This is a genomic window from Maledivibacter halophilus, from assembly GCF_900167445.1.
GTDB lineage: Bacteria > Bacillota > Clostridia > Peptostreptococcales > Caminicellaceae > Maledivibacter > Maledivibacter halophilus.
The window spans coordinates 12610-26813 of sequence record NZ_FUZT01000026.1 but is presented as its reverse complement, the minus strand read 5'-3'; the positions used below and the strand labels follow the sequence as shown (position 1 = coordinate 26813).

Sequence of the window (14204 nt, the reverse complement as noted above, 5' to 3'; positions counted from 1 at the left end):
TCCTTTTTGCGTATTAAATATATGGTGTAGTATCTGTCTTAGGCTCTTCTCCTAAAGTCGCCAATATTTTTATTCCTACTTCTCTTGCGGCAATAACAGACTGCCTAACTGCTCCTGAGTCCCCACTTACTGCCAACGTCACCTCATTAGAAAAACTACTTCCTTGAGCTGGAGAGGAGTATGATATTATATCTACATTTGCAGCCTTAACTGCAACATCAGCAATTAATACTCCTATAGCTGCGGGAGCTCCCACTATTAGTCCAAAGGATTTGCCAATTGGTGCTCCAAAGGCCTTTTCACAAGCATAACTTGCCCTAGCTGTATATTGGAATTCCAGATGTCCTGCTTCATTTCCATAAACATCTCCAAAGGTTCTGTCTAATTCCTTTAATGTTACTTCTACTGCCCTTCTTGCATCGGATACATCCTCAGCACCAAACATAATAAGTGAACCATGACCTGCTCCACCCTTTGTATCTCTAGGTAATTCTATGGTAATTATCTCTGTATTTGTTGCTTTCACTGCTTCGTCTGCAGCCATTATTTGTGGACCTGCTCCAGTACGTCCACCAACAATACCTATGGATCTGTATTTCTTATCTAGTTTCATGAATTCATGTAAAGTATAATCTACATTGGCTATTACAAGGCCTATGGTATCTCCTATAGCTGTTCCAACAAATTCAGTTAACCCACAATATTTTTTAGATGTCTTTGACTTTGTTTCTATCTTTTCGTCTTTATCATTAGTGTCCAGTTTTTTCATTACTTCTTCCATTATCTTTCCCATTAATTCTTCTTGCATTTTTGCACCTCCACGTTATTATCTAAGAAAATTGCATAATTAACTTGGCCTATATTATGCAATTGCCCCAAGTTGAAATTAATCAATATCTCATCTATCTATTTAGGTAAAATGTTTTCCACGTCCTTATGAGGCCTTGGTATCACGTGTACAGAAACCAACTGCCCAACCCTCTTGGCAGAAGCAGCTCCAGCATCTGTGGCTGCCTTTACAGCTCCAACATCGCCTCTAACCATTACAGTTACTAATCCAGAGCCTATTTTTTCATAACCTATAAGTTTGACATTTGCAGCTTTAACCATAGCATCTGCTGCTTCAACTGAAGCTACTAATCCCTTTGTTTCAATCATTCCTAAGGCTTCATTACCCATAATCTAACCTCCCTTATACATTTAAAATTAAACAAGTCTTAAAAGCTAGTCCTTATTCCTAATGATAATCTTTTAAACAATCTATGTCGCTGTAATCTTTTATGAGCATAGGATAAAAAAATGTTTTCTTAGTGTAAAATAAAAAGGACAAAAAAGTATCATGTCTTATGGACATGATACTTTTTTGTCCTTTTTAGATGTTTTTTTGTTTTTTTATATATACCATTTCCCATTCATTTTAGGTGGCTCTCGTCTTAGGGGATTACTTTTTAGTCTTTTTATCCTTTCTTCCTTTTTTATTTCTCTATACTTTGAAGGATTAACACCATATTTTTTTCTGAAAACCTTGCTGAAATAGTTTGATTCATTGTATCCTAATTCTATTGAAATATTTATTATAGGCTCATCTGTATTTTCCAATAATTCCTTTGCCCTTGACATTCTACAGTCTGTAAGAAAAACTGTAAAATTCATTCCTAACTCTTTCTTAAACAATTTGCTTAAATATGAAGTACTTAAATTCACATGATTTGCAACATCATTCAATGTTAAGCTTCCTTCAAAATTATTTTTTATATATCTAATAGCCTTAGAAAGTTCCCTAGTATAGGCCTTTTCCAAATATCTATTATTTCTATTTTCAATATTTTCTTCATTCTGCTTAGACATATAATGGGTCTCTAATAACTCTATTATTTTTTTACATCGTATGGGCTTTAAAACATAATCATCTACATTTATCCTTATTGCTCTTTGGGCCAGATTAAAATCATCATATGCTGTTAATAATATTATCTTCTTATCACAATATTTTTCTTTTATTATCCTTGATGCTTCTAAGCCATCCATACCAGGCATTTTTATATCCATAAATATAACATCAGGATCAATGGTTTCAGTTAATTCTACTGCTTCTTCTCCAGAACTAGCTTGTCCTATTATATCCACATAATCAATATTTTTATCTAAAATCATCTTCAAGGCTTCTCTTTCTAAATACTCATCATCCACCAATAATACTCTACACATTTAAAACTCTCCTTGAATTATTTATTCGTGGTATTTTAATTTTAACAGTAGTTCCTTTATTTTTTTTACTGATTATTTTTACTCCATATTCTTCTCCAAAACAATTTATCAACATATTATTTACATTCTTTATACCGATACCGGTGGAGGTGCTTCTAATATCGTATTCTTCTGTCTCTTGTAAAATCATTTTAACTTGATTTTCATTCATTCCTATTCCGTTATCTTCAATTTTAATAAGTAGGTCTTCTCTCAAAATTTTTCCTATAATATTGACAAATCCACCTTCTTTTTTAGGCTCTATTCCATGGTTAACAGCGTTTTCTACAAAGGGCTGCAGTGTCATAAAGGGAAGTTTCATATCTAATACATCCTCAGGTACATCTATACTATAATCCAATCTATCGGGGAATCTAATTTTTTGAATACTAAGATATTTTTTAATATAGCTAAGGGCATCTTCCAAGGTAACCATTTTTGTGGATTTTTTAAGGGTATATCTCAACATTTCAGAAAAAAAATAAACTAATTCTTCTGTCTTTACTGCACCTTCTAAAAGGGCCAATCTACCTATTGTATTTAATACATTAAATAAAAAATGGGGATTCAACTGGGACTGTAGGGCTTTAAGTTCTGCATTCTTTAATGCCTTTTCCAATTCTGATCTGATTTTGGTCTCCTTAAGTAACTCCATATTTTTTTTGTTTAACTCATCCTGATAAATACTAGCAAGTCCCTTTTCTACTATATGGTTAGCAACAATATGCATCATATCAGCCGCTGCACTAACATTTTTGTAGGATATTGATGGCACTTTTTCATATGCCTCTAAAATTTCTGGATTCTTTTCCCATATATCTATAGTATCTTTCATGCTTTTATCTTCTATATACCTTTTGTCTTTAACCTTTATCTGCCCTGCCATTATAGAGCCTAAATATTGTCCTTTTACAATTATAGGTATTGCAAAATCCACTAGTCCTGCATGGCATATATATATATGAGGTCTCCCATCCCTTGCCGCTTCTAATCCTCCATGGGCATCAGAATAAAAACATCTTTCTTTGCATTTGCAATTCCTTCTTATAAGTCTACAAAAATTAGAAAAATTGCTGTATTCAGTTACAGGTACTCCTTTATAGTCTACCGCCACCACTCCCAGACCAGTAGCATTAGCAAAACTATCTTGAATATTTTGTAATACATCGATATCTATAACTTCAGAAAGGTGAAATAATTTCTCCATACAGCCCCCCCTCTACTATAAATTTTAATAAAGATAAGTAAGTTTGGATTTTTCCCGAATTTTAGTATTTTTTATCCATAAATAGATATAATTAAAGGAGAGTATACTCCCCTTTAAAATTATTTACCATAGGCCCTAATAAATATGCTTTTTATACTATTTCTGTCAACAGTTTTGGGATTTCCCTGGGTACAAATATCATCCATGGCTAATTTAGACATTTCATCTAAAAAATCATTAAATTCATCTTTTCCAATTCCCAATTCTTTTATAGTTAGCGGAATATTTAATTTTTTATTCAAAACTCTTATTCCCTCAATTAAAGACCTCACTCCTGCCCTAATGGTTGTACAAGGCAGGCCTAATACATGGGCTATATATGCATATTTTTTAGCACAAAAACCTTCCAGCTCTTTATCACATTCATCAATTCCCGAATTGTACTCTATTACATATGGAAGTAATACTCCATTGGCCCTTCCATGGGATACTTTGAACTTCCCTCCCAAGGCGTGGGCCATACTGTGATTAATTCCCAAGGCTGAATTTGTAAAGGCTATTCCTGCCATACATGATGCATTATGCATTTTTTCTCTAGCCAACATATTGCTGCCATCCCTATAGACTGCTAACAAATAATTAAAGACTGCTTTTATAGCTCCCTGTGCCAATATATCCGTATAATCCGATGACATATTGGATACAAAGGCCTCTAATCCATGGGTCAATACATCAATTCCTGTATCAGCAGTAACTTTTGGAGGCACTGTACTAGTGAAGTCAGGATCCAATATTGCCAAATCTGGAAACATTATATCCTCATTAAAAGCTACTTTTGAGCCATTATAATTTGTGAAAACTGAATATGATGTAACCTCAGAACCAGTTCCGCTTGTTGTTGGAACTGCTATAAAGTAAGGAATCCTCATATCTTTTATGTTTTTTTTCTTTATCACATTGTTGAAAAATAGAATCATGCCTTTAGCTGTATCTATTGCAGAACCTCCACCTACCGCTATTATAGTATTGGGTTTAAAATCCAACATATTTTGTAGTCCTTCAATTACTAAATTAACTGAAGGATTAGGTTCTACCTTAGAAAAAATTTGATACTTTGATGATTTTACATTCAAAACAGTCGTTATTTTTTTAACTATATCAAGCTTAACCATAAATCTATCGGTAATTATTAGTACTTTTCCTAAATCCATATCTTTTAAACACTGTACTGCGCCTTTTTCGTGTATAATTTTAGGTGATACTATAAATTTTTTCACTGCTATTTCCCTCCAAATCCTTTAGAAGTACTCTAGCTTTTAAGACTTGTTTGTATATAAATTAATTATACTATATTAATTATTTAAATACAATCCGAGTATATATAGATATACTCCAATAAAACTTAAGAAAGGAAATAGCCTCTGAGGTTTCCTTTTGAGCGATTTTTATAAACCTGTTTATCCTTTTTTATTCAATCTAAAACAGGTTTATTACATGAGCCAAAAGGATTCTCAGTGGCTACAACCGCAAATTAAACTTTTAAAGGCATACATTTATATATCGATTTCCTATAGCAAAACTTAATTTAACCTACTGTACTAATAAATCAAATAATTTATTCAAAATACCTTTTAATTCGAGATTGTCTTTCTTCGATATCTTAGGCAGAAAACAAAATTATAGTTGTTTGAGGAAATTGCATAACTCTAATTTGGCACAATTGCATAATATATATGGTATGGCTTTGAAGATTTTAAAACCACATGTAATAGATAATTTTTAGGTAAGGTAATTATGCAATTTGCTCGTTTAAATACATAGTTGTTTTATTTCTTTATATTATTGTTTCATATTTTTATTTTATACTGTAACACTAAAGGCTTTCATCCTCCCATTGAAACCGTAGGATGAAAGCCTTAATACTGTAATGAAAAAGATAAAATCTCTAAATAATATTAAACAATAAAAAAGTGAACAAAGGGCGTTGCTAAAAGTAATGACAAAATAATTCTTTCAACCCATATAATTATAAGATCTTTAATATTAATATTAATTTCTGTTGCCAAAATACAAGGAATAGATGCAGAGAAAAAAAGTAATTCAGAAACACAAACTATAGCTACAACTCCTTGAACAATTGGAGAAGAAGAAGCAACTATGCTAGCTGGGAGAAACATTTCTGCAAGGCTTATTGCACAGGCCTTAGCAAGTAAAGTAGCTTCGGCTCCAAATCCTAAAAGCATTGTAAAGGGGACAAAAATATATCCGATAATATCAAATACAGGGGTAAATTCAGCAAGTACAAGGCCAAAAAAGCCAATTGACATAAGTGTCGGTCCTATGGAAAGAGCAAGTCCTATACCGTCTTTAAAATTCCTTATAATTCCCTCTACTACCCCAGGAGCTCTTTGACAGGATTTAAGTCCTTCTTCCAAAGCTGTAGAAAACAGCTTTCCCTTTTCGGCTTTAGTCTCGGGTATAACCTCTCTACCATTATAGCCCTTATCGGATTTTTTTGATAAAGGATAAATTCTTGTAGTTATTGCAGTTACAATAAAGGTTATAGCAAGGGTTCCCCAAAAATATATATTCCATTTCTCCATTAATCCCAATGTTCCAGCTACAACAACCATAAAAGTTGCAGAGACTGTTGAAAATCCTGTTGCTATAATAGAAGCTTCTTTGTTGGAATAATAGCCTTCTTTATATACCTTATTTGTAATAAGTAGTCCTACTGAATAGCTCCCCACAAAGGATGCCACCGCATCGACAGCCGAGCGTCCAGGGGTCTTCCATATAGGACGCATAACAGGCCTCATAAAAACTCCTATAAATTCCATAAAACCATAATTCATTAGAAAGGCTAAAAATACAGCTCCAACGGGAACCAGCATCGTAACTGGAATAACTACCTTATTAAAAACAAAGGGCAGCATCCCAGGTGCCTGTATTCTATCAGGACCAAGCTTGAATATAGCTGTAAAATACACAAAAATTCCTAACACCTTAAAAATCGAAAAAACTACAGTAACAGTGTCTTTATTCCAAGTCTTTTTAATAAATGGTAATATTGCCCCAATAATAATTACTATTCCAGCATAAAGTATACCAAAATAAGGAATTTGACGAATAAAGGTTACAACATGGTCAATTGGTATTGTATTTCTTCCACCAATTGTTATTGGAATAAAAAACATAAAAATTCCTAGAAGGTTTAAAAAAATAAACCTAACCATGGTTTCAGATTTTATCGCTTTCTCTTTCATACCCAATCCCCCCAAAATTAATTTCACTTTTTGATATTAATTATTACGGTATAATATATAAATAACAGGGCTATGAAATATTGTAATTTTTCAGACCTTGAAAACAAAGGATGCAAGCATCTTTCAAGAAAAATTCCTTGTACATATCTATAATATGAGTCCTAAATTTTTCAAAATTAATTAAACTATGATTTATTCTATCATTTCATATAAACACCACCTTTTCTCTTAAAACTTTTTTCATGTTTTAAGTCTACTTTTTATGAATAATAAGAAAGACACTTGACTCATCTACCTCTTGAATTTGATATTCATACCCTGATAAATCTCCAATGGTTTTTAAATCCTTTGGAGTACAAGTAATTGCTTTAAAGCCATCCTTACAAACTATAATTCCATCCTTTGTTTTATCTAAGTCAATCTCACCCAACAACCCTTTCTTAGCCTGCTCCTTAAACCACATTAGTCTATACTCCCAAAATTTTTCACTATAAGTACTAAAATAAACTTTTCCACCACTTACAGTCATTTTCAAAATTCTTTTAATCAAATCTAACGATGTAATCTTCATTGAAGACAAACCGTTTTGCAAGCAAAGTATTACATCGAACTTTTCCTGGAATGTAAGATTATTTACATCCATAGTTATAATTTTTGCATTATGGATGTCCTTCAAGTACTCCCTACTCAAGATAACGTTTTCAAGAGAGATATCAATCCCTACAATTGATTTGCATTTACCTGACAATTTCTTTACAATACGGCCATAACCTGCTCCTAATTCTAGAATCCTTTCACCACCTGTAAGATTATCTTTGACAAAAGAGATTTCCGCATCTAAATATTGTTTTACTCTAGGAATTTTGGTTTCATATACATTAAATAGCTTTTGTGAATTTAGTTTTTGTGAATAATAATTATTTTTCATAGTTTATATCTCCTTATATTTTTAAATACAACTTAGGAAATAGTAAAGGATTTTCAATTCTCTTTGCTAAACCAAGGAATTGTATGATTATTTCGAATATTGTTTGACTTACTAATATTTTAATATTTCATCGTCACCAAAACGTCTAATTTTTTCCAAAATTACTTTTATTTTATCGTTCCATAATTTTTTTAATAAATATAATAATTCAGAAGGGCAATTTGCTCAAATGTTTATTTGTAGTTATAAAACTAATTTGTTTTTTGATAAGAGTTTATTTACGGTATACTTCCTTAGTTTGTATATAAAAAAAACATAACCGAAAACTATTATTAACGGCCATGCTTTTTATCAAGAGCATTTTTTATAGATATTTTTTTAGTTCATCTGAAGAAGGCACTCTACCCTTAACCTTCACCTTTCCATCTACAACAAGTGCTGGTGTTTTCATTACACCATAAGACATGATATCTTTAAAATCTGTAACCTTCTCTATTGTTGCATCAATTCCCAATTCTTCCAGAGCTTTTTTCGTATTCTCCTCTAATTTTTTACAATTTGTACAACCTGATCCTAATACTCTAATTATCATAATACACACTCCTTTTCAAGTTTTGTATAATACTTCTTTATTAAACTATTAAATATGAAAAAATATTGAATAGATATCCAATAATTAGTATTCCTACTGATACTATTACTATGAATATTCCTAGAAGTTTTGGCTTTACAACTTTACCTAGCATAATCATAGATGGTAATGATAAAGCCGTCACAGCCATCATAAATGCTAATACTGTACCAATCCCCACACCTTTACCAAATAGTGCTTCTGCAATTGGTAGTGTACCAAATATATCTGCATACATTGGTATTCCAACTAGTGTTGCTAACAGAACTGAAAAAGGATTGTTCTGTCCAATAACATTTTGAATTACTGATTTAGGTATCCAGTTATGGATTGTCGCTCCTATACCAACTCCTATTAAAATATATAACCATACCCTGTTAATAATTTCTTTAACTTGCTCCTTTGAATAAGATATTCTTTCTTCGCGAGTCATTTCTTCAACTTCCACATCAACATCTTCTATTTCTTTAACATAACCTTCAACATATTTTTCTAGATTAAGTTTATCGATTAGAGTTCCTCCTATAACTGCTAGTATTAATCCCACAATCACATAGACAGCAGCAATCTTTACTCCAAAGAATGACATCAATAGTAAGAATGATGCTAAGTCTACCATTGGAGAAGATATCAAGAAAGAAAAAGTAACTCCTAATGGTAATCCTGCTGAAGTAAAACCTATGAAAATTGGTATACTAGAACAACTGCAAAATGGTGTAATTGTTCCGAGCAATGCTCCTAAAATATTACCTTTAAGCCCTTTAATCCCTCCAAGAATCTTCTTGGTTCTTTCAGGTGGAAAGTAACTTTGTATATAGGAAATAGCAAAGATAAGAACCGATAGAAGTATGAAAATTTTTATTGTATCATAAATAAAGAAATGCACACTCCCACCTAACTTGCTACTATAGTCTAGTCTAAATACTTTTTCCACTAATAATTTTACAATATCATATAGCCATGTCATTTTTAATAGTTGATCATTTAGGATATTAAATATTTGAGTTATGAAGTTCATTATAAGTACCTCCTTTAGTCATATCTTTTCTAATACTTTAAAGAAAATTACTACTTACTATTATTAATTTTCTCTTTAATATAATTATCTGTGTTGCTTATCCTTATTAAATCCTCTTTTAGTTTTGGATAGTCATCAATATTACTTAATATATTTTCTAATACCGAAACTAGTATTTCATTATCTCTATCCAAATAATAAAATATAAACTTTTCTTCCCGTTTATCTTTAACAAAGCCCATATTTCTAAGTTTTGCCAAATGCTTAGATATTTTAGGTTGACTTTCTTTCATTACTCCTTGCATCTGACATACACACAGTTTTTTGTGATAAAGCAACACTAGAATTCTAATTCTAGTTTCGTCAGCCAAAATTTTAAATATATTTATAAGTTTCCTCATCTTTTCACACCCTTTACTTTAAAAATTTATTGATCACTCAAACATATATGCTTATATGGGTATATGTGTATATTGTTATATTATTCTTTTTTTCTTTTTTTGTCAACATATAATTTATCTTTTTGAATTTAATCTATAAAAAACCACCCTAGTAATTGATAATTACTATTATTCTCTTGAAGTTCAATATAAAAAATACCCCTAAAGATATTACTTTTTTTCTTTAAGGGTATTTATTATACAGATATTTATTCATTAGTTTATTTGTTGGATACAAAAGGGTTTTTATCCTACTATAATTCTCTTCTCCCTTCCAATGCCTTTGCCAAAGTAACTTCATCAGCATATTCTAAATCTCCTCCAACGGGTACACCATGGGCTATTCTAGTTACTTTTATCCCCGTTGGCTTAACAATCTTCGAAATATACATTGCTGTGGCTTCCCCTTCAATATTAGGATTAGTAGCTAATATTATTTCTTCTACATCATTATTTTGAAGTCTAACAATAAGCTCTTTTATCTTTATATCTTCCGGTCCTATTCCTTCCATAGGAGATATTGCTCCGTGCAAAACATGGTAAAGACCATTATATTCTTTTATTCTTTCCATGGCTGCAATATCCCTGGGATCTTCCACTACACAAATAATCTTTTTATTCCTTTTAGGACTTGTACATATATTACAAGGATCTATATCAGTGATATTAGAACATATTGAGCAATATTTGATTTTTCTTTTTGCTTCTATTATTGCCTCAGCTAAATTTATAGCTTCATCTTCCCTTGTATTTAATATATAAAAGGCTAGTCTCTGGGCAGTTTTTTTTCCTATCCCAGGCAATTTTGAAAGCTGTTCAATTAATCTGGCCACAGGAGCCACAAAATTTGACATATACTCACCTCCAGTTGTGAGATCAAAATAAATTATTCAAGGCGAGTCCAAAGACCCGCCTAAATTTAAAATAATCCTGGTATATTCATTCCACCTGTAACTTTACCCATTTCCTTGGACACCATTTCATCAGCTTTTCTTAATGCTTCATTCACAGCAGCCACTATCAAATCCTGAAGCATTTCCACATCCTCCGGGTCTACTACTTCAGGTTTTATCTCTATATCTAATAGTTCTCTTTTACCATTTACTTTAACGGTGATAGCACCTCCACCGGCAGTTACTTCCAATTCCTTTTCTTCTACCTCACCTTGAACCTGCTGCATTTGCTTTTGCATTTTTTGAACTTGTTTTAACATATTATTCATATTACCTGGCATACCCATTTTTCTTCCCTTTGCCATTATATTACCTCCATTCAATTGATTACATATATTTTTTTTATTATAACATATATAAGACTATAAACCACCATTAGCCTTTTCAATGTTTCATGTATTATAGATAGTCTAATCTTAAAATCTCATTCTATTATCTCTAACTTATCCTGAAAATCAGAAAAATACTCCTTTACCTGCTCAATTTCTTCCTTCTTTTCAGAAAAATCCTCTTCTTTTTTTTCTTCTTCATTTGTATTATGCTCTATTTCATCCTCCATAACACATATTAGTTTAACTTTCTCACCAGTTATTTGTGATATAACTTTTTCTATAAATTCACTATTACTTTTTTTACTAGTTGCATCCTTATGAAACCAAAATCCTTCTCTAAATGATATAATTAGCTTATTCCCTTCAGACCTTACTAGATTTCCTTCCATCAAAACAGCATGTACAGATATTTTACTTTGCCTTATTTCTTTTAAAATTATATTCCATTTTTCTTTGATTTTCTTAAAATCCACATGGGAATCTTCAGGTAATGAATTATTTTCCTTTATATTCTTATCTTTATCATGTCTAGATATTTTCTCTTGACTCACTGTATCTGTGTTTTTATAAGTATTTTGTTTTAGGCTTACAATTTTTGGAGCTTTAATGGTATAATCTTCTTTTCTATCTTTAAAATCTAAACTATTAATTTTATTTTCTAATTTCCTTATTCTATCCAATAAACCCTCAATAGAATTATCCATATTTGGTCTAATAAGCTTAACTACTGCTAATTCCAACAAAATTCTTGGTTGACTAGACCACTTGATATTTGATTCAGACTCCGACAATATATTTATTATCCTTATTATTGTATTCAATTGAAATTTTTCCCCTTGATTTTTCAGTCTCTCTATATTCTCCCTAGACATATCGATTACTTCTTCAAGACTGTCGGTCATCTTAATCATCATTAGATTCCTAAAATGATTTATAAGACTCCTTAAAAATTGACTTATATCTTTACCACTGTTAATCAAATCATCTATTAATTCCATTGCTTTCTTTGGATCTTCATCATATATTGCATCGGTTAATTTGAAGAGAAATTCATCTGTAACTAAACCCAGTGTTTCTATTGCTTTCTCATAGGTTAACTTATCCTGTGAAAAGGATATACATTGATCAAGTATACTAAGGGCATCCCTTGCTGCGCCGTCAGAATTTCTCACTATGAGTCTGATAACCTCATCTTCAATTTCAATATCCATCTTAGTGCATATATATTTTAATCTTTTAAAAAGATCCTCAGAAGCCAACCTCTTAAAGTCAAATCTTTGACATCTAGATAAAATTGTGGAAGGAATTTTTTGTGGTTCTGTTGTGGCTAATATAAATATTACATAGCTAGGAGGTTCTTCTAGGGTTTTTAACAGTGCATTAAAGGCGCCTTGAGATAACATATGAACCTCATCAATAATATATACCTTGAACTTTGCCTTTGACGGAGGATATTTTACATTTTCCCTAAGTTCCCTTATGTTATCAACTCCATTATTAGAAGCCGCATCTATTTCAACAACATCCATTATGCTTTCATTAAGTATACCCCTGCAAACTTCGCATTCATTACATGGGTTTGAACCCTTAGGAGAAAGACAATTTATAGCCCTAGCAAAAATTTTGGCAGTAGAAGTCTTTCCTGTACCCCTAGTACCACAAAATAAATAGGCATGAGCAATGCTATCGTTTTTGATTTGGTTTTTTATAGTCATGGTTATATGAGATTGGCCAACTACTTCTTCAAAAACTATTGGTCTCCATTTTCTATATAATGCTGTATAACCCATTAATTTCATCACCTTTAATTACCTTTATTATCTCAGATTATTCATAGAAAACTTGAAAGGATGCAAGTAATTTTGATTTCTAAGACTTTCTTAGGATTTGAATGTATACCATTTTGCCACGTCGAAAATTTGATAGATATCTTAGAAACAAAAAGACGCAGCAAAGTTTTAAATTTTCTATGAGTAGTCTGGGATTACCATTGTATCTAATGTCTTATAATTATATCATAAAAAAGCATGTGATTTAAATCACATGCTAGTATGCTAATAATATTTTATTTAAATATGTAGCCGTGCACCTATCATCGACATGGTGTCATAGACGTAACCTAAACAGTTAGCTCAAACCAGGCGCCCCCACGGCACACGGGATGTCTTACTTACCGCTGCTTCCTTCCGGATCTGACGGGGTTCATAAGTTCCCGTTGCGTAGGACCCAATTATCCTCACCACTTATTTAGGGCAGACTCTACAAACACAAAGCCTCAGATAGGACTTCAATCCTGCTATAGCGGATTGCAGGTTACAGGGCACCGCTACCTCCCCATCTAGCACGACAAACTTTATAAACTTTTAAATAGATATTTGCTTTCTTTTTATAATTTTATTTTTAAAAAAGAAGAAAGCAATTATCTCTAATGGCGGAGAGAGCGGGACTCGAACCCGCGGGGCCTTGCGGCCTTACACGCTTTCCAGGCGTGCCCCTTAGCCAACTCGGACACCTCTCCAAACTTATTTTTTTCTTAAGCTTCGAAAAAATTCTTTCATTATACTTGAGCACTCGTCACTCAAAACATTATATATGACCTCAGCTTTATGATTAAGCCTATCATCATTTACTATATTGTATAATGATCCAGCTGCACCACCTTTGGGATCCATAGAACCAATGAATAGTCTGTTGATTCTAGCCATAACTATAGCCCCAGCACACATGGAGCAGGGTTCTATAGTAACATATAGATCGCAGCCTGTCAACCTCCATCCACCCAAAACCTGTGAAGCTCTTCTAATAGCAATAATTTCTGCATGGGCAGTAGGATCCTTAGCTGTTTCCCTTAAATTATGCCCTCTAGCAATAATTTCATTGTTTTTTACTATTACTGCTCCAATAGGAATTTCTCTAAGATTATAGGCTTTCTTAGCTTCCTTTAAAGCTTCTTTCATAAAAAAGTCTTTCATTTTACACCTTTTTTACTAACTATGGTGCACCTGAGAGGATTTGAACCCCCGGCACGCGGTTTAGGAAACCACTGCTCTATCCTACTGAGCTACAGGTGCACAAATTTTATTAGATTAAAACTATCAGCAAAAAATATAATATCATAAATAAGAACAAATTGCAAATGTAAAATAATTCTATATATGGTAGTATTATTTAATATTAGCTAT

At 32.0% G+C, this 14204-nt stretch carries 14 protein-coding genes, 2 tRNA genes and 1 other RNA gene; all 17 read right to left on the bottom strand.

Annotated features, from left to right (window positions below; genetic code table 11):
• Window positions 1–13: 13 nt before the first annotated feature.
• The 17 genes from pduB to B5X81_RS25990 all read right to left on the bottom strand — a co-directional run bounded on the left by pduB (window position 14) and on the right by B5X81_RS25990 (window position 14093).
• A complete protein-coding gene (gene pduB / locus B5X81_RS26070; protein ID WP_079495952.1) occupies window positions 14–808 on the bottom strand; it encodes a propanediol utilization microcompartment protein PduB in 795 nt (264 codons plus the stop codon).
• A 98-nt stretch (window positions 809–906) separates the two neighbouring features.
• Window positions 907–1179 carry an ethanolamine utilization microcompartment protein EutM gene (gene eutM / locus B5X81_RS26065; protein WP_079495951.1) on the bottom strand — a complete coding sequence of 91 codons (273 nt, stop codon included), beginning with the start codon at window positions 1177–1179 and terminating at the stop codon, window positions 907–909.
• A 213-nt stretch (window positions 1180–1392) separates the two neighbouring features.
• Window positions 1393–2208, bottom strand: a complete 816-nt coding sequence (locus B5X81_RS26060) for a response regulator transcription factor (RefSeq protein ID WP_079495950.1) — start codon at window positions 2206–2208, stop codon at window positions 1393–1395.
• Window positions 2201–3454, bottom strand: coding sequence for a sensor histidine kinase (locus B5X81_RS26055; protein ID WP_079495949.1), 1254 nt, complete (start codon window positions 3452–3454; stop codon window positions 2201–2203). The genes B5X81_RS26060 and B5X81_RS26055 overlap by 8 nt, the downstream gene beginning before the upstream one ends.
• A 119-nt stretch (window positions 3455–3573) precedes the next feature.
• Window positions 3574–4731, bottom strand: coding sequence for a 1-propanol dehydrogenase PduQ (locus B5X81_RS26050; protein WP_079495948.1), 1158 nt, complete (start codon window positions 4729–4731; stop codon window positions 3574–3576).
• Window positions 4732–5409: 678 nt separating this feature from the next.
• The gene (locus B5X81_RS26045; RefSeq protein WP_079495947.1) at window positions 5410–6720 is read right to left on the bottom strand and encodes a YjiH family protein; all 1311 of its coding nucleotides are present in this window, start codon (window positions 6718–6720) and stop codon (window positions 5410–5412) included.
• Window positions 6721–6973: 253 nt separating this feature from the next.
• Window positions 6974–7648, bottom strand: a complete 675-nt coding sequence (locus B5X81_RS26040; protein WP_079495946.1) for a class I SAM-dependent methyltransferase — start codon at window positions 7646–7648, stop codon at window positions 6974–6976.
• 364 nt (window positions 7649–8012) lie between these two features.
• The gene (locus tag B5X81_RS26035) at window positions 8013–8240 is read right to left on the bottom strand and encodes a thioredoxin family protein (RefSeq protein ID WP_079495945.1); all 228 of its coding nucleotides are present in this window, start codon (window positions 8238–8240) and stop codon (window positions 8013–8015) included.
• A 40-nt stretch (window positions 8241–8280) separates the two neighbouring features.
• Window positions 8281–9297, bottom strand: a complete 1017-nt coding sequence (locus B5X81_RS26030; protein ID WP_079495944.1) for a permease — start codon at window positions 9295–9297, stop codon at window positions 8281–8283.
• A 50-nt stretch (window positions 9298–9347) separates the two neighbouring features.
• Window positions 9348–9698 (bottom strand): ArsR/SmtB family transcription factor, encoded by a 351-nt coding sequence (locus tag B5X81_RS26025; RefSeq protein ID WP_079495943.1) that lies wholly within the window; start codon window positions 9696–9698, stop codon window positions 9348–9350.
• A gap of 293 nt (window positions 9699–9991) precedes the next feature.
• Complete coding sequence (gene recR, locus B5X81_RS26020) at window positions 9992–10591, bottom strand: recombination mediator RecR (RefSeq protein ID WP_079495942.1); 600 nt, start codon at window positions 10589–10591, stop codon at window positions 9992–9994.
• A 65-nt stretch (window positions 10592–10656) separates the two neighbouring features.
• The gene (locus tag B5X81_RS26015) at window positions 10657–10995 is read right to left on the bottom strand and encodes a YbaB/EbfC family nucleoid-associated protein (RefSeq protein WP_079495941.1); all 339 of its coding nucleotides are present in this window, start codon (window positions 10993–10995) and stop codon (window positions 10657–10659) included.
• A gap of 119 nt (window positions 10996–11114) precedes the next feature.
• Entirely contained in the window at window positions 11115–12812 is a 1698-nt protein-coding gene (gene dnaX / locus B5X81_RS26010) for a DNA polymerase III subunit gamma/tau (protein WP_079495940.1), read from the bottom strand.
• A gap of 291 nt (window positions 12813–13103) precedes the next feature.
• Window positions 13104–13369: signal recognition particle sRNA large type (gene ffs / locus B5X81_RS26005), an RNA gene on the bottom strand.
• An 82-nt stretch (window positions 13370–13451) separates the two neighbouring features.
• Window positions 13452–13540: transfer RNA gene (locus B5X81_RS26000), tRNA-Ser, on the bottom strand.
• A 4-nt stretch (window positions 13541–13544) separates the two neighbouring features.
• The gene (tadA, locus tag B5X81_RS25995; protein ID WP_079495939.1) at window positions 13545–13994 is read right to left on the bottom strand and encodes a tRNA adenosine(34) deaminase TadA; all 450 of its coding nucleotides are present in this window, start codon (window positions 13992–13994) and stop codon (window positions 13545–13547) included.
• Window positions 13995–14016: 22 nt separating this feature from the next.
• Window positions 14017–14093: transfer RNA gene (locus B5X81_RS25990), tRNA-Arg, on the bottom strand.
• Window positions 14094–14204: the final 111 nt, after the last annotated feature.